Raw genomic sequence first — 16,293 nt, 5'->3', positions numbered from 1 at the left:
TGAACGGGTCCGGTGTGGCCGGACCCGGCACGGACCACCCCTGCCGGCCGTCGTCCGGAGGTGTTGGATGTCGCTCGCAGTGCATCGGCCGTCGGCGAGCACGCCCCGACGGAGCACCCCCGCGAGGGCCTCGCAGGGGTTCTCGCTCGTCGTCGGTGCGCTCGACCTCGGGTTGCTCGTCGTGGCGTTCGGCGTCGCACACGCGCTCCGGTTCCCGTGGGAGGGGTCCTCCCTGACGACCAACCCCGGCTGGACCGAGGTCGTGACGGCCCCCGCGATCATCCTGCTCTGGACCGCCCTGCTCTCCGGCTTCCGGACGCGCGACCCCCGCATCGCCGGCGTCGGTGGTGACGAGTACCGACGGCTCGTGACCGCGAGCCTCGTCGCCGCCGCAGCCGTGGCGGTGATCGCGTACGCGGTCCGTCTCGACATCGCGCGGGGGTACGTGGCCATCGCGTTCCCGCTCGGCCTGGTCCTGCTCGCCCTCGGGCGCAAGGTCGTCCGCACGGTCGTCGCCCGGCGGCGCGCCCAGGGACGGCAGCTGCTCGACGTCCTGCTCGTCGGCGACCTGGACGACGTCCGGTACGTCGGGCGACGCATCGCCGCCGCCCCTGCCGCCGGCTACCGGGTCGCCGCGGTCGTCACCGACTGCGCGGCCGTCGGCACGGAGGTCGCCCTCGGCGGTGGCACCTCGGAGGTCGTCGGCGGGATCGACGACGTGCTCGACGTCGCGACCTCGACCGGCGTCGCCGCCGTCGTGGTGGCCGGCGCGATCCCCGGCGGCCACGAGCGCCTGCGTCGTCTCGGCTGGCAGCTCGAGGGGTGCGGCGTCGAACTCGTCGTCTCCTCGCCCCTCGCCGACATCGCCGCGGGTCGCGTGCACGAGCGCCCCGTCGACGGGTTGCCGCTCATGCACGTCGAGACGCCCGACTACCGGTGCCGCCGGGGCAAGCGGCTGCTCGACGTGGTCGGTGCGACGATCGGCCTGGTGGTGCTCAGTCCGCTGCTCGTGGCCGTCGCCCTCGCCATCCGGCTCGACGACGGCGACCCGGTGTTCTTCCGCCAACGTCGGGTCGGCCGGGGCGGGCAGGAGTTCTCGATCCTGAAGTTCCGCACGATGTGCGTCGATGCCGAGTCCCGGGTCGCCGAACTCGCCGCTGCCAACGAGGGCTCCGGTCCGCTCTTCAAGCTGCAGCGCGACCCGCGGGTGACACGGGTCGGCGCGTTCCTCCGCCGGACGTCGCTCGACGAACTCCCGCAGCTGTGGAACGTCCTCACCGGGTCGATGAGCCTCGTCGGTCCCCGCCCCGCGCTGCCGAGCGAGGTCGCCGTGTACGAGGACTTCGCCGACCGGCGCCTGCTCGTCACGCCGGGCATGACCGGACTGTGGCAGGTCAGTGGCCGGTCCGACCTCGACTGGGTCGAGGGTGTCCGGCTCGACCTGCACTACGTCGAGAACTGGTCGTTCGTGCACGACCTCGTCATCCTCGTCAGGACGATCCCGTCCGTCCTGCGGTCCCGCGGCGCCTACTAGCCGCCTCACCGACCCCGGCCGCGCCTTGACCCGCGTCCGGAACGGCGCACCCCCGGAGAGCAGCGGCCTCCGGGGGTGCTGTCGTTCAGGTGGTCCTGCCGTGTCGCCGGTCCTGCGCGTCCTGTCTGTGCGAACGGTGTCCGTTCCGGCTCCCGCCTGGGCTTCCGGTCGGGGGCGCGTTACGATGATCGGACGACGGACTTCCGCCCTCCCGGTCGACGATGACCGGTCGGGCGTCGCCAGACCCAGAACAAGGAGACATGATGCTCGGAAACCTGACGGGGATCCACCTGCTGATCATCCTCGGGATCATCATCCTGCTGTTCGGTGCGACCAAGCTCCCGGCGCTCGCGAAGGGCCTCGGCCAGTCGATCAACATCTTCAAGAAGGAGATGGGCGACGACAAGAAGAAGCACGACGACGGCACGGCGAACACCGTCGTGACCGACCCGGCCGCGCAGAGCACGGCACAGCCGACCGCGCAGCCCGTCGTGAACCCCGGCCCCTCGGTGCAGCCGAACGTGCACTCGACCGCCGAGCCCAAGAACTAGGACACCCAGCCCCGTCCTGTCGGCAGCCCCCGCGACCACCTCGGTCGCGGGGGCTTCGTCGTTCGGGTCCGGTCCTGCTCGGTGTCAGGGTGCCGTGGTCGGCGGGTCATCGAGTGCTCGGGCGGGCGTCGGGTGAGCGCCTCGAGCGGACCCCGACGCCCGGACCGGTGCACGAGCAGCGCGGCGACGACAGCGGCCACGAGGAGGACGACGAAGGGTCCCCACCCGCCGAGGACCGGCAGTGGGTCGGGTTTGCCCGACCGGGACCACACGCCGATGACCAGGACGTGCGCGCAGTAGAGCGTCAGCGCGAGACGGCCGACGGCGCTGAGCGGGAGCAGGACCGTCGGGGAACGCCGAGCGACGAGCCCGAGGGCAGCGAGCACCGCGAGGGCGACGCCGAGGGCACCGACGAGTTCGAAGGTCGACCCGGCGTGCGGGGTCACGTCGAGCAGACGTGACCACTCGATGCTCGGGAACGGCGGGTTCTCAGCGACGACGTCGGGACCACCTGCGGGGGATGCGGGCGCCACCGGCGCGGAGCCGCTGACGCTGCCGCCGCTCGGGTCCACGGGGATCATCGTCCCGACCGGCCCGGTGATGCCGAGTGCGGCGCCGAGTGCGGCCCCGGCACCGTACCCGGCCGTGGCGAGCACGGCGCCCACCAGGAGCACCCGGCGCAGGACGTCGGTGCGGTCGAGCCCGAGTCGCGCCACGAGCACGCCCGCGAGGACGATCCCGAACCACGACACAGCGGGGTACCCGGTGAACAGCAGCCCCGCGATGCTGCTGCCACCGGTCATGTCGACGACGGCCTGCCCGACGAGGGCGAGCACGGGTCCGACGACGAGGGAGAGCGCCGCGGCGAGGACGACCCAGCGGAGTCGGAGCCGCAGGAACGGCAGCGCGGCGACGAACAGCACGGCGTAGGTCGGCAGGATGACGAGCACGCCTCCGGGCACCAGGGTCAGGAGCCCGCCGATCGCGAGGAGCGTCGCGGCGCGTGCGAGGACGTGGCGCCGGTCGCGGACCCGACCGGCCGGTCCGGGCCCGGTGGTCAGCAGGACGAGGGAGGCGCCGGCGCAGAGTGCGAACAGGATCGCGGACCGGCCGTTCACCAGGTCCGGCCAGCTCGACGGGTCCGACCAGTCGAACGCGGTGTGGGCCGCTCCGACGTGGGCGGCGAACATGCCGAGGACGGCGAGCCCACGCGCTGCGTCGAGCCCGGTGAGTCGTAGACGATGAGGTGGAGTGACGTGGTGCATGCGGTCGATGCTGGCGAGTGCGCTGTTTCGCCGGTGCAACCGGTCGCCGGGTGAGCCCGACGAGGATGATGGGCGCATGACCGCTCCGGCCGCAACGGCCCCGCTCCGTGACGACCGCCGGCTGGTGCTCGTGGTCGCGATCCTGGCGTCGTTCGTCGTCGGGCTCGACACGAGCGTGGTGAACGTGGCGCTCCCTGCGATCCGCCAGGACCTCGGCGGCGGGCTCGTCGTGCAGCAGTGGGTGGTCGACGCCTACCTCGTCACGCTCGGGTCGCTGATCCTCGTCGCGGGGTCGCTCTCGGACGTGTTCGGTCGGGTCCGCATCGTCACCTGGGGTCTGGTCGTGTTCGGCGTGGCCTCGGTCGTGTGCGCGGCAGCGCCCACCGGCGCAGTGCTCATCGTCGCCCGTGCGCTGCAGGGCGTCGGTGGCGCCCTCGTCACGCCGAGCTCGCTCGCGTTGATCATCGCCGCGTACCGGGGTCCGGCGCAGACGAAGGCGATCGGGACGTGGACGGGGTGGTCGAGCGCGGCGATGATCCTCGGACCGCTGGTCGGCGGCGTGATCGTCGACGGGCTCGGATGGCGCTGGATCTTCGTGCTCACCGCACTGCCCATCGTCGTCACGATCGTCCTGGTCGCGCGGATCACCGGCGACGTGCACCCGGAGCGCCGACTGCGGATCGACGTCGTCGGCGCCGTGCTCGCAGTCCTCGGCGTGGGCGGAGTGGTCCTCGGGCTGATCGAGCAGGAGCGACTCGGTTGGTCGTCGCCGCTCGTGGTCGCAGCACTGGTGGTCGGGGCCGGCGCACTGCTCGCCTTCGTGCCGTGGGAGCGACACGTGACCCACGCAGGCAGGGCGCCGCTCGTGCCGCTCGCGCTCTTCCGGGCTCGCAACTTCACGGTCGGCAACCTGGCGACGCTCTCGATCTACGGCGCGCTCGGCATGGTGGGCTTCGTCGTGACCCTCTTCGTGCAGGAGGTCTGGGGTTTCCCGGCCTGGCTCGCCGGCCTCGCGACGCTGCCGCCGACACTCCTGCTCCTGTTCCTGTCCTCGACCGTCGGCGCCCTGGCCGGCCGGTACGGACCGCGATGGTTCATGGCCGCGGGGCCGGCGGTCGCGGCGGTCGGGGCTCTGCTCATGACCGGTGCCGGACAGGACCCCGGCGGGTACTGGTGGTCGGTGTTGCCGGGGCTGGTGCTCGTCGGCGTCGGGATCGCGACGATGGTCACGCCCCTGACGAGCGCGGTCCTCGGATCGGTGCCGGAGTCCGAGGCCGGGGTCGGCTCCGCGGTCAACAACGCCCTCGCGCGGATCGCGAGCCTGGTGATGGTGGCGCTCGCCGGGGTCGTCCTCGGTGGTGGGATGAGCACGGCGGGGTTCCACCGGGCGGCTGTCGTGATGGCCTTCCTGCTGCTCGCCGGATCGCTCGTCAGCGCGGTCGGGATCCGGAATGCACCGCTGCGCTCGTAAGTTGAGTGCAGTAGACTCAAGTACACCACCACCGCACGGAAAGGACGGACCGCATGGCGAACCTCCAGGGCGCTCCTGACTCGCAGGAACGGCAGAAGACCGCTCTCGAGCAGTACGGCGTCGACCTGACCGCGATCGCGCGGAGCGGCAAGCTCGACCCGGTGATCGGGCGCGATGCCGAGATCCGCCGCGTCTCCCAGGTGCTGACGCGCCGGACCAAGAACAACCCCGTGCTCATCGGCGAGCCCGGCGTCGGCAAGACCGCCGTGGTCGAGGGCCTGGCGCAGCGCATCGTGGCGGGTGACGTCGCCGACTCGCTGAAGGACAAGCGGCTCGTCTCGCTCGACATGTCCGCGCTCATCGCCGGCGCGAAGTACCGGGGTGAGTTCGAGGAGCGGCTGAAGGCCGTCCTCAAGGAGATCGACGACTCCGACGGCCAGGTCATCACGTTCATCGACGAGCTGCACACCCTGATGGGCGCCGGCGGCGGCGAAGGCTCCGTGGCGGCGTCGAACATGCTCAAGCCGATGCTCGCCCGCGGTGAGCTGCGGCTCATCGGCGCGACGACGCTCGACGAGTACCGCGAGTACATCGAGAAGGACGCCGCACTCGAGCGCCGCTTCCAGCAGGTGTTCGTCGGGGAGCCGAGCGTCGAGGACACCGTGGCCATCCTCCGCGGGCTCAAGGAGCGCTACGAGGCGCACCACAAGGTGACGATCAACGACTCCGCGCTGGTCGCCGCGGCGAGCCTGTCGAACCGCTACATCTCCGGTCGCCAGCTCCCCGACAAGGCGATCGACCTCATCGACGAGGCTGCCAGCCGACTGCGCATGGAGATCGACTCGAGCCCGGTCGAGATCGACGAGCTCAAGCGCAGCGTCGACCGGCTGCGCGTCGAGGAGTTCGCGCTGAAGCAGGAGAAGGACGATGCGTCGAAGGCGCGGCTGGAGACCCTGCGCGCGGAGCTCGCCGGACGCCAGGAGCGGCTCGACGAGCTCGAGCAGCGCTGGCAGGCCGAGCGGGCGAGCCTGAACCGCATCGGCGAGCTCAAGCAGCAGCTCGACGAGCTCAACATGCGCAGCCAGCGCGCGCAGCGCGAGGCGCAGTACGAGACGGTGTCGCGCATCGAGTACGGCGAGAAGCCCCGGATCGAAGCCGAGCTCGCAGCGGCCGAGCAGGCCGAGAGCGCCGACCGCATGGTGAACGACAGCGTCACCGACGAGGACATCGCCGCCGTGATCGCGCAGTGGACGGGCATCCCGATGGGACGCCTGCTGCAGGGCGAGACCGAGAAGCTCCTGCACCTGGAGTCCGAGCTCGGGCGGCGGATCATCGGGCAGCGCAGCGCCGTCGGCACCGTGTCCGAGGCCGTCCGCCGGACGCGCGCAGGCATCTCCGACCCGGACCGGCCGACCGGCTCGTTCCTGTTCCTCGGCCCCACCGGTGTCGGCAAGACCGAGTTGGCCAAGGCGCTCGCCGAGTTCCTGTTCGACGACGAGAAGGCGCTCGTCCGCATCGACATGAGCGAGTACGGCGAGAAGCACTCGGTCGCCCGGCTGATCGGCGCCCCGCCCGGCTACGTCGGTTACGAGTCCGGCGGGCAGCTCACCGAGACCGTCCGCCGTCGCCCGTACTCCGTCGTGCTGCTCGACGAGGTCGAGAAGGCGCACCCCGAGGTCTTCGACGTCCTGCTCCAGGTGCTCGACGACGGCCGCCTGACCGACGGGCAGGGCCGCACGGTCGACTTCCGGAACACGATCGTGATCCTGACGTCGAACCTCGGTTCGCAGTTCATGACCGACCTCACCCTGACGTCCGACCAGCGTGAGGAGGCGGTGCGCGAGCTCGTGCAGCAGGCCTTCCGGCCGGAGTTCGTGAACCGGCTCGACGACATCGTCGTCTTCCAAGCGCTCACGACCGAGGACCTCGGCCAGATCGTCTCGCTGTACGTCGACCGGCTGGCCCGTCGACTCTCGGACCGCCGGCTCGAGCTGGCCGTCACGCCAGCGGCGCGCAGTTGGCTCGCCGACCGCGGGTACGACCCGGTCTACGGGGCGCGGCCGCTCCGTCGCCTCATGCAGCGGCAGATCGACGACCGGCTCGCCCGGGCCATCCTGTCCGGCGACGTGCGCGACGGCGACACCGTCCGTGTCGACGTCGCCGCAGGCGGCGACGAGCTGACGGTCGAGCCCTTCGAACTCGCGGAGATCGTCGAGGAGTAGCCCGCGGCCGCCCCGCGGCACAGGTGACGCACTGGAGGCCCGGTGCCGGTCCGCGAGGCCGGCCCCGGGCCTCCGCTGCGTCGCGTCCACCGCGTCGCGCCGGCGGGCGGTGACGGTCGGCGTCCGGCTCGGTCCAGCATCTTGTCAGTGGTGGCATGTGGAATGTCAGCCATGCGTGTACTCGTGGTGGACGACGAGACCGCCCTCGCCGACGTCGTCGCGCGGGGGCTGTCCCGACAGGGCATGGCCGTCGACGTGGCGTACCGCGGCGACGAGGCGGACGAGCTCCTCGCGGTCAACGACTACGACGTCGTCGTGCTCGACCGCGACCTCCCCGGACTCCACGGTGACGAGGTCGCTCGTCGACTGGCTGAGCACGGTTCGCTCACGCGGATCCTCATGCTGACGGCAGCCACGGCGCTCACCGATCGTGTGCACGGCCTCGAGCTCGGCGCCGACGACTACCTGGCAAAGCCCTTCGAGTACCCGGAACTCGTCGCGAGGGTCCGCGCGCTGGGCCGGCGCTGCGTCGCACCGGTCCCGCCGGTGCTCGAGCGCGACGGGATCGTCGTCGACTCGAACCGACGCGTGGCGACCCGTGACGGTCGTCCGCTCGACCTGACGTCCAAGGAGCTCGGCGTGCTCGAGGTGCTGCTGCGCGCCGACGGACGCATCGTCTCGTCCGAGGAACTCCTCGAGAAGGTCTGGGACGTGAACATCGATCCGTTCACGGCCGCGGTCCGGGTGACCCTGTCGAAGCTCCGCAAGAAGCTCGGGCCGCCCGACCCGATCCGGACCGTGCCCGGGTGCGGGTACGCGCTGTGACCCGGCTGTGGAGCATCGGGACCCGGACGGCGATCGCCTTCGCGGTCTCGGCCATGGCGCTGACGACCGGGGTCCTGGTGTTCGTCAACCTCGCGTCCCAGTGGTCGTTGAGCGTCGCCCCCGACGGGTCGGGCGACGCCGGGGCGTGGAGCGGAGCGGTCAGGGTGACCACGGACACCGAGGGCGAGCCCGGGGACCCGACCGGCGCGGCCGGACGGACGATCACCCTCGTGCAGGTCGTCGCGGCGGAGCAGTGGCAGTGGTCCGCAGTCGGCATCGTGGGAGCCGGAGTGGTCGCCGGGTTCCTCGGCTGGGGGCTGAGCCGTCGCGTGCTGCGACCGATCGACCGGATCACCGCCACGGCGAACCGGATCTCGGCCTCGACCCTCCACGAACGCATCGCCCTCGACGGCCCCGACGACGAGCTCCGGCGGCTGTCGCAGACGGTGGACGCGCTGCTCGACCGTCTCGAGTCGGCCTTCGCGAGCCAGCGCCGGTTCGTCGCGCAGGCCGCCCACGAACTGCGCACCCCGCTCGCGGTGCAACGCGCCTCCTTGCAGATCGACCTGCGGGACGATGCGGACCCGAGCGAGATCGCGACCGTGCGAGCCGAGCTCCTCGAGCAGACCAGACGCACCGAGCACCTGGTGGAGTCGCTCCTGCTCCTGGCCGAGGCCGAGCGGGGCCTCGAGGAACGGACGTCGAGGATCGACCTCGCCGCGGTCGTGCGTGACGTGGTGGCACAGGTCGCCGCCGACGCGTGCCGTGCCGGTGTCACGGTCCACGTCGAGGCCGGCCCGAGCGCCCCCGGACTCACCGGCGAGCCGCTGCTGGTCCGGCAGCTCGTGGCCAACCTGGTCGACAACGCCGTCGAGTACAACCGTGCGGGCGGGGACGTCTGGGTCCGGGCCGATCCGCAGGGCCTCCGCGTCGAGAACACCGGCGCGGTCGTCGACCCCGCCGAGGTCGGGACGCTGGTCGAACCCTTCCGCCGGGGTGGTCAGGCGGGGACGAAGCGGCACAGCGGGCTCGGTCTGTCGATCGTCGGCGCCATCGCCCACGCACACGGCTGGCAGGTGCACCTCGAGCCGCGGCCCTCGGGCGGGCTGCGCGTCGACGTCGGTGTTTCGTCCGTGCAACCGACGACGGCACCCTCGCGAAACACCCCACCCGGTGCACTGGTGTCATGACGAACACGACACTTCCCCGGCAGCTCGTCCGGGTCGCCGCAGCGCTGGCCATCGTCGCCGCGCCCCTCGCGCTCGCCGGGTGCTCCGCAACCCCGGCCGCTTCTCCGCAGGACAGCACGTCCGCCGTCTCCCTCGGGGCGCGGTGGGGTGACTGCATGCGCGACGCGGGGTTCGATGTGGAGGACCCGTCGGACGACCAGGTCCGCAGCGGCACCGTCGTCGCGCCGTCCGGCGTCGACCGGGGGCGCTTCGACCGCGCCGCGCAGCACTGCGGTGCCGAGCTCGGCGTGAAGCCGGCCGACACGGCGCAGCAGGACGAGTGGAAGCGCGAGTACGCAGCCGTCGACTCGTGTGTCCGCGAGCGGTACCCCGACGCCCCGGAGCAGCGGCCGGGCGTCGTCGACTACAGCGGCTACCCGCGCGCGCAGGAGCCCGAGTTCGACGAGACGCTCTCGGCCTGCATCGCGGAGCACGCACCGGACACCCGACAGCTCGACCACTGACCCCCCCCCCCGAGAAGGAGACCCCACCCATGCCCATGCCCAAGCGCACCACCCTCACCGGCATCGCCGCTGCACTCCTGCTGGTCCCGGTCCTGCTGACCGGCTGTTCGGCCACCGGACCCACCTCGCAGCCGACGGCGAGCCACGAGCCCTCACAGCGCGAGATGTTGGCGAAGCTGACGTCCTGTCTGCGCGACAAGGGGTACGACGTGGGAGAGAAGGACGTGCTCCCACCGAAGGGCGTCGACGAGGACGCGTACTACCGCGACTCGGACGAGTGCATGAAGGGACTCGGCATGCCTGCGGCGCAGGAGGCGAAGGCCAGCGACCCCGGGATGGCCGAGTACGCCCGCAAGCTCGCTGCGTGCATGCGGAAGGAGGGGTTCTCCGACTACCCGGACGACTTCGATGCACAGGGCGAGTACAAGCCGGCGGGTGACGAGCAGGCCTTCCTCGAGGCCGACGAGCGCTGCGCGGGTGCCGAGGGCGTGCAGGGGTTCTCGAAGTGAGCCCGACCACGAAGCGTGCCACGATCGCCGGAGCCTGCATCGTCGCGGTGCTGGCTGCCGGCCTCGGTACCTGGGCGGTCGTCGGCGGCCCACACCAGGAGTCCTCCGCCGCTGAGACCCGCCACCACCGCGCGACCGCCCCCGTGACGAAGGGCGACCTGGTCGACTCGAAGGTCTTCGCCGGGTCGCTCGGGTACGGCGCCGCCGTCGGCGTCCCCGGCGCCGCGTCCGGCACGATCACCTGGTTGCCGCAGCCCGGTCAGGTCATCGAGCGCGACCGACCGCTCTACGAGGTCGACGAGCGGCCGGTCCGCGCGATGTACGGCACCACCCCGCTGTGGCGCACCCTGCAGGAGGGGGAGCGCGGCGCGGACGTCCGGCAGCTCAACGAGAACCTCGCCGCGCTCGGGTACGACCTGTCCGTCGACGAGGTGTTCGGTCGCCGCACCCTCGCTGCGGTCAAGCGCTGGCAGAAGGACCGCGGGCTCGACGTCACCGGGACCGTGACGGCGAACGACGTCGTCTTCGTCGACGGCGCCGTGCGGGTCGAGTCCGTCGCGGCGAAGCTCGGCCAACCCGCGGGCGGTGACGTCCTGCAGGTGACGAGCACGAAGCGCGTGGTCAACACCACGGTGTCCCAGGCCGACGCGATGCGCTTCGCGGTCGGCACCACCGTGCAGGTCCGGGTGAACGGCGGCGACCCCGCCGAGGGGAAGGTCGTCGACGTCGAGACGGAGAAGTCACCGGACGGCAAGACGGAGACGGTCGTCACCGTCTCGTTCGACGCGGGCGACCAGGACGTGCCCGAGTCGGCGTCCGTTCAGGTCGTCGCCGCGGGACAGACCGCTCGCGACGTGCTCTCCGTACCCGTGCAGGCGCTCGTCGCGACCGGTGACGGCGGCAGCTACGGCGTCGACGTCGTCCGGCGCGACGGTGCGACCGAGCGGGTGCGCGTCGAGGTCGGGCTCGTGGCCGACGGCCGGGCCGCGGTCACGGGTGATCTGCACGAGGGCGACGAGGTCGTGGTGCCGTCGTGAGCGCCGCGACGCTCTCGGGCGCGGTGCGGCACGGCGCCGGGCCGGACGACGCCGTGGTCCGCCTCCGGGACGTCACCAAGTCCTACGGCGACGTCCACGCCCTCCGCGGTGTGTCGCTCGACGTCACCGCCGGCGAGCTCGTCGCGGTCGTCGGGCCGTCGGGTTCGGGCAAGTCGACGATGCTCAACACCATCGGTACGCTCGACCGGCCCTCGTCCGGTTCCGTCACGATCGCCGGGCACGACGTCGGTGCGATGCGCGACGACGACCTGTCCCGTCTCCGCGCGGAGCACATCGGTTTCGTGTTCCAGCACTTCCACCTGCAGCCGGGCGCGACGGCGGCCGAGAACGTCGCCGACGGGCTGCTCTACTCCGGTGTGCCTCGACGGACGAGGCTCCGGCGCGCGGAGGACGCACTGGGTCGGGTCGGGCTCGGCCACCGCACGGGCCACCGTCCGCACGAGCTCTCCGGTGGCGAGAAGCAGCGTGTCGCCATCGCCCGCGCGATCGTCGGTGACCCCACGATCCTGCTGGCAGACGAACCCACGGGGGCACTCGACACCACGAGCGGCCGGAACGTCGTGGCGCTGCTCCGCGAGCTCAACGCAGCGGGGACGACGGTGGTCGTGATCACCCACGACCTCGACCTGGCCGCCTCGTTGCCACGGCGGGTGCGGATGCGGGACGGCCTGGTGGAGGACGACGACCGCGACGCCCCCGCGCCGGCCGAGGTCGGCCCGTGAGCGCGCGATCGGTCGGCGCCGGGGACCTGCTCCGCCTCGGCGTGTTCGGGCTGCGCACCCGCCCTGGCCGCGTGGTGCTGTCCGCGCTCGGCATCGCGATCGGCATCGCGGCGATGATCGCCGTCGTGGGCATCTCGTCGTCGAGCAAGGCTGCGCTCGACCGGGTCCTCGACGCACTCGGGACGAACGTCCTGACGGTCACGAAGGCCCAGGGGTTCGGCGACCCTCCGCCCCTGCCGACCACGGCCGTGGCGTCGGCGCTCCGACAGCCCGTCGTCCAGCGCGCCGCCGCCGTCGGCGAGGCCGAGGCCGGCCGTGTCTTCCGCAGTCCGTTCGTGCCGACCGCCGAGACGAAGGGCATCGGCGTGATGGCCGTGTGGGGCGACGTCCCCGGCGTGCTCGGCGGCTCGCTCGCAGCCGGTCACTGGGTCGACCCGTCCCCGCACGCGCCCTCGCAGGTCGTGCTCGGTGCATCCGCCGCGCACAACCTGGGCATCGATCGACTCCGCGCGGACTCGGCGGTCTGGATCGGTGGCCGGTCGGTCCAGGTCGTCGGGGTGCTCGCGCCCCTGCAACTCGCGCCGGACCTCGACAACCAGGTGTTCGTCCCGCAGGACACGGCCGCGGAGCTGGGCTTCGACGGACACCCGACCGCGGTCTACACGCGGGTGGACCCGGAGCGCGTGGCCGACGCACGCAAGGTCCTGGCCCACTCGATCCGCCCCGACCGACCCCAGGACGTCGGGGTCACCCGCCCGTCGGACGCCCTGGCGGCGAAGAACGCGACGGACGACTCCTACACCGGGCTCCTCGTCGGCATCGGCGGGGTCGCCCTGCTGGTCGGCGGGATCGGGGTCGCGAACACCATGGTGATCACGGTGCTCGAGCGACGAGCGGAGGTCGGCGTCCGACGCGCACTCGGCGCCCGCAGACGGAACATCCGCGACCAGTTCCTGGTCGAGTCGCTCCTGCTGTCGTTCCTCGGCGGCGTCGCGGGTGTCGTGATCGGGGTGGGGGTGACGATCGTCTTCGCCGTCGCGCAGGGGTGGCCGGTGACGATCCCGCTGTGGGCGGTCGGGGGCGGACTCGCCGCGACGGTGGTGATCGGCGGTGTCTCGGGTCTGTACCCGGCGGCACGCGCCGCGCGCATCCCACCCACCTCGGCGCTCGCCGCGGTCTGACCGGTCGCGTGATCCGCCGGGCGCACCGGTCGGGAGGCCCGGTGCCGGTTCCTGGAACCGACACCGGGCCCGGCGGCCTAGCGTCCAGGTCATGCCAGAGCTGCCGATCATCCGTCGCCTCACCGACGCCATCGAGCGCGCCAGCGTGCTCGACAAGGCCGTCGACCTCGACACGCGCGTCGTCCGTGCGGTCGCGAAGCCGAAGGCCCTGCGGCAGCTGCTGCACGGTGTGCCGTTCGGACACCCCCTCCACCCGCTGATGGTGCAGGTGCCGCTCGGCGCCTGGATCTCGGCGGCCGTCCTCGACCTGATCGGCGGGAAGGGGAACGCCCGCGCGGCGCGGACCCTGACCGGGGTCGGGATCGCGTCGGCGGGCAGCGCCTCGGTCGCCGGGTACGTCGACTGGGCGGAGCTCTCGCTCGAGCAGCGCCGCACGGGGTGGGTGCACCAGGCCGTCAACTGGGTCGGCATCACGTTCTTCGGGCTGTCGTGGTGGCAGCGACGGAAGGGCAACACCGCGGCGGGCAAGGCCCTCGGCTTCGTCGGGCTCACCGTCGTCAGCGTCGGCGGGTACCTCGGCGGGCACCTGTCGTACCGGCAGCGTGCGGGCGTCGGGTCGAGCGACCGGGTGCCGTTCGACGACTGACGCCCCACGCAGCCCCTGCGGGAACGCCCGATCTGCACCGGCAGGTCGGGCGTTGCTGCGTCCCGAGTTCCTGCGTTCGTGTTGGTTCTGTGACGGAACGGTTGCGTTCGTGTGGCTTTCGGACGTACAGTTCCTGAAACCAACGGGAACGAAGGAGTTCGGGCATGTACGCAACGGAGCGGCAGGACGCGATCGCCGCCGCGCTGCAGTCCGCCGGACGGGTGTCCGTCGCCGACCTCGCCGAGCACTTCGACGTCACCACCGAGACCGTCCGCCGCGACCTCGACGCCCTCGAGACCGCTGGTGTCCTGCGCCGCGTGCACGGGGGAGCGGTGCCGGCCGGGCGCTCCAGCGTCGTCGAGCTGAGCGTCGCCGAGCGCGAGGGCCAGCACGGCACCGCGAAGACCGCGATCGCCCGCGCCGCGATGCACCTGGTGCCGGCGACATTCACCGGCTCGATCGCCCTCGACGCCGGTACCACCTGCGCCGCCGTCGCCGCCGAACTCGTCCGGTGGGAGCCGGCGACCCCCGGCGCGACCCTGACCGTCGTCACGAACTCGGTGCCGATCGCCGCCACCCTGCAGCACAGCGAGCACGTCGAGCTGCACCTGCTCGGCGGCCGGGTGCGCGGGGTCACGAGCGCCGCCGTCGGCACGGCCACCGTCCAGCAGATCGGTGCGCTCCGCCCGGACATCGCCTTCGTCGGGACGAACGGCCTGTCCGCGGGCTTCGGCCTGAGCACGCCCGACGAGTACGAGGCCGCTGTGAAGGGCGCCTACGTGCTCGCCGCCCGCCGCAGCGTGGTGCTCGCCGACGCCGCGAAGCACGGGGTCGAGGCGCTCATGCGCTTCGCCCGCCTCGACGAGGTCGACACCCTCGTCACCGACCAGGAGCCCCCGGCAGACCTCGCCGGCGCGCTCACCGACGCCGACGTGGAGGTCGTGGTCGCATGAGACCCGAGAACGGCACCGTCCAGCACAGCACCCGCATCGTCACCGTGACGCCGAACCCGTCCCTCGACCGCACGATCGAGCTCGCCGGCGAACTCCAGCGCGGCGCCGTGCAGCGTGCCGTCCGCACCACGGCCGAGCCCGGCGGCAAGGGCGTCAACGTCTCCCGGGTCGTCGTCGCGAGCGGTGGGGACACCCTCGCGGTGCTGCCCGGCGACGAGCTCGACCCCGTCCTGCTCGGCCTCGCGACCCGGGGCATCCCGACCGCCGCCCTGCCGATCGGGGCACCGCTCCGCTCGAACGTCACCGTCACCGAGCCGACCGGCACGACGACGAAGCTCAACGAGCCCGGCCCCTCGCTCGCCGGACGCATGGACGACCTCGCCGCGCTCGTCGCCGACGCCGCCGGTCCCACCCCGACGGGCCCGGCCGCCCGCTGGGTGGTGTTCGCCGGGTCCCTGCCGCCCGGGTTGCCCGACGACGCGCTCGCCGTGCTCGTCCGCGCGGTGCGTTCGCGCCACGGTGACGCCGTCAAGATTGCCGTGGACTCGTCCGGCGTCCCGTTCACCGCGCTGCTGCAGTCCGGGGAGCGGATCGACCTGGTCAAGCCGAACGCCGAGGAGCTCGCCGAGGTCGTCGGCGGCGATCCCGAGGTGTACGAGCAGGACCTCGAGGCAGCCGTCGCCGCCGCGCACCGCCTGCGGGACAAGCACGTCGACACCGTCCTGCTCACCCTGGGCAGCGCGGGTGCCGTGCTCGTCTCCGGTGCGGGCAGCCACGTCGCCGCCGCTCCCCGCATCGTCGCCCGCTCGACGGTCGGTGCCGGTGACTCGTCCCTCGCCGGCTACCTGCTCGCCGAGGTCGCTGGGGCCTCCGCGTCCGAGCGCCTCGCCCAGGCCGTCGCCACCGGAGCCGCCGCAGCCGCACTGCCCGGCAGCGACGTCCCCGCCCTCGACCACACCGACCCCGGCAGCGTGACCGTCCGGACCCTGCACACGACGCAGGTCCCGGCACCGATCGCCTGACCGGACCCCACCGCACCACTGCACGACCCCCGCAGCACCACCCCTCGAACCAGCACTGCCCGCGCCACGGCGCCACTGCAAAGGAGCAACCCCATGTCCGCAGACACGACGCAGCGCCTCATCAGCGCCGAGCTCGTCGGCCTCGACGAGGACCTCGGCGCGACGTCGTCCGACGTCATCCGCGTGCTCGCCGACCGCGTCGCCGCGACCGGCCGCGCGGCCGACGGCGCCACCCTGGCCGAGGACGCCATCAAGCGTGAGGCGAGCGTCGGCACCGGTGTGCCCGGCGGCATCGCGATCCCGCACGCCCGGTCGGCCTCGGTGTCGAGCCCGACCCTGGCGTTCTCGCGCCTCGCGCGGAAGGTGCCGTTCGGTGCGCCGGACGGGGACGCCGACGTCGTCTTCATGATCGCCGTGCCCGAGGGTGCCGACAAGGACCACCTCACCGTCCTGTCGACCCTCGCCCGGGCGCTCATCCGCGAGGACTTCACCGCCGCGCTCCGCGCCGCCTCGACCCCGCAGGAGGTCGTCGACCTGGTGCAGCGCGAGGTTGGCGGCGAGGTCGCCGCAGCCGGTGTCGGGAACGCGAGCAGCGCCTCCCGTCCGACCGCGACGCAGCCCGCGCAGGCCGCAGCAGCCGA

At 72.6% G+C, this 16,293-nt stretch carries 16 protein-coding genes; 15 read left to right on the top strand and 1 reads right to left on the bottom strand.

Going from position 1 to position 16,293, the window contains the following annotated elements; translation table 11 throughout:
• Positions 1–67: 67 nt before the first annotated feature.
• Positions 68–1,534 (top strand): sugar transferase, encoded by a 1,467-nt coding sequence (locus D8M35_RS07635; RefSeq protein ID WP_126891307.1) that lies wholly within the window; start codon positions 68–70, stop codon positions 1,532–1,534.
• 263 nt (positions 1,535–1,797) lie between these two features.
• Positions 1,798–2,085, top strand: a complete 288-nt coding sequence (tatA, locus tag D8M35_RS07630) for a twin-arginine translocase TatA/TatE family subunit (RefSeq protein WP_126891317.1) — start codon at positions 1,798–1,800, stop codon at positions 2,083–2,085.
• Here tatA and D8M35_RS07625 read toward each other — a convergent pair.
• Positions 2,082–3,350 carry an acyltransferase family protein gene (locus D8M35_RS07625; RefSeq protein WP_161972620.1) on the bottom strand — a complete coding sequence of 423 codons (1,269 nt, stop codon included), beginning with the start codon at positions 3,348–3,350 and terminating at the stop codon, positions 2,082–2,084. The two genes, tatA and D8M35_RS07625, sit on opposite strands and share 4 nt — an antisense overlap.
• A gap of 76 nt (positions 3,351–3,426) precedes the next feature.
• Here D8M35_RS07625 and D8M35_RS07620 point away from each other — a divergent pair, with 76 nt between their 5' ends.
• From D8M35_RS07620 to D8M35_RS07560, 13 genes are all read left to right on the top strand, one after another.
• Positions 3,427–4,821 carry an MFS transporter gene (locus tag D8M35_RS07620; RefSeq protein ID WP_126891305.1) on the top strand — a complete coding sequence of 465 codons (1,395 nt, stop codon included), beginning with the start codon at positions 3,427–3,429 and terminating at the stop codon, positions 4,819–4,821.
• Positions 4,822–4,874: 53 nt separating this feature from the next.
• Entirely contained in the window at positions 4,875–7,043 is a 2,169-nt protein-coding gene (locus tag D8M35_RS07615; RefSeq protein WP_126891304.1) for an ATP-dependent Clp protease ATP-binding subunit, read from the top strand.
• Between the two features lie 171 nt (positions 7,044–7,214).
• Positions 7,215–7,868 carry a response regulator transcription factor gene (locus D8M35_RS07610; protein WP_194074867.1) on the top strand — a complete coding sequence of 218 codons (654 nt, stop codon included), beginning with the start codon at positions 7,215–7,217 and terminating at the stop codon, positions 7,866–7,868.
• Positions 7,865–9,058: a HAMP domain-containing sensor histidine kinase gene (locus D8M35_RS07605; protein WP_126891302.1), complete on the top strand. Its 1,194-nt coding sequence runs from the start codon at positions 7,865–7,867 to the stop codon at positions 9,056–9,058. Before D8M35_RS07610 ends, D8M35_RS07605 begins: the two co-directional genes overlap by 4 nt.
• Entirely contained in the window at positions 9,055–9,561 is a 507-nt protein-coding gene (locus D8M35_RS07600; protein ID WP_126891301.1) for a hypothetical protein, read from the top strand. Before D8M35_RS07605 ends, D8M35_RS07600 begins: the two co-directional genes overlap by 4 nt.
• A gap of 29 nt (positions 9,562–9,590) precedes the next feature.
• Positions 9,591–10,070, top strand: a complete 480-nt coding sequence (locus D8M35_RS07595; RefSeq protein WP_126891300.1) for a hypothetical protein — start codon at positions 9,591–9,593, stop codon at positions 10,068–10,070.
• Positions 10,067–11,107, top strand: a complete 1,041-nt coding sequence (locus D8M35_RS07590; protein ID WP_126891299.1) for an efflux RND transporter periplasmic adaptor subunit — start codon at positions 10,067–10,069, stop codon at positions 11,105–11,107. The genes D8M35_RS07595 and D8M35_RS07590 overlap by 4 nt, the downstream gene beginning before the upstream one ends.
• The gene (locus D8M35_RS07585; RefSeq protein WP_238638139.1) at positions 11,104–11,850 is read left to right on the top strand and encodes an ABC transporter ATP-binding protein; all 747 of its coding nucleotides are present in this window, start codon (positions 11,104–11,106) and stop codon (positions 11,848–11,850) included. Before D8M35_RS07590 ends, D8M35_RS07585 begins: the two co-directional genes overlap by 4 nt.
• A complete protein-coding gene (locus tag D8M35_RS07580) occupies positions 11,847–13,031 on the top strand; it encodes an ABC transporter permease (protein ID WP_126891298.1) in 1,185 nt (394 codons plus the stop codon). Before D8M35_RS07585 ends, D8M35_RS07580 begins: the two co-directional genes overlap by 4 nt.
• 91 nt (positions 13,032–13,122) lie before the next feature.
• Positions 13,123–13,677, top strand: coding sequence for a DUF2231 domain-containing protein (locus D8M35_RS07575; RefSeq protein WP_126891297.1), 555 nt, complete (start codon positions 13,123–13,125; stop codon positions 13,675–13,677).
• Positions 13,678–13,841: 164 nt separating this feature from the next.
• Positions 13,842–14,630: a DeoR/GlpR family DNA-binding transcription regulator gene (locus tag D8M35_RS07570; protein ID WP_126891296.1), complete on the top strand. Its 789-nt coding sequence runs from the start codon at positions 13,842–13,844 to the stop codon at positions 14,628–14,630.
• Entirely contained in the window at positions 14,627–15,652 is a 1,026-nt protein-coding gene (locus D8M35_RS07565) for a 1-phosphofructokinase family hexose kinase (protein WP_126891295.1), read from the top strand. The genes D8M35_RS07570 and D8M35_RS07565 overlap by 4 nt, the downstream gene beginning before the upstream one ends.
• A 93-nt stretch (positions 15,653–15,745) precedes the next feature.
• Positions 15,746–16,293 (top strand): PTS sugar transporter subunit IIA (locus D8M35_RS07560; protein WP_148113340.1); only part of this gene is annotated, 548 nt, incomplete at its 3' end.

Source organism: Curtobacterium sp. HSID17257 (assembly GCF_003989515.1).
Lineage (GTDB): Bacteria > Actinomycetota > Actinomycetes > Actinomycetales > Microbacteriaceae > Curtobacterium.
Note: the sequence above shows the minus strand (reverse complement) of the source record. Positions and strands in the feature narration are given on the sequence as shown.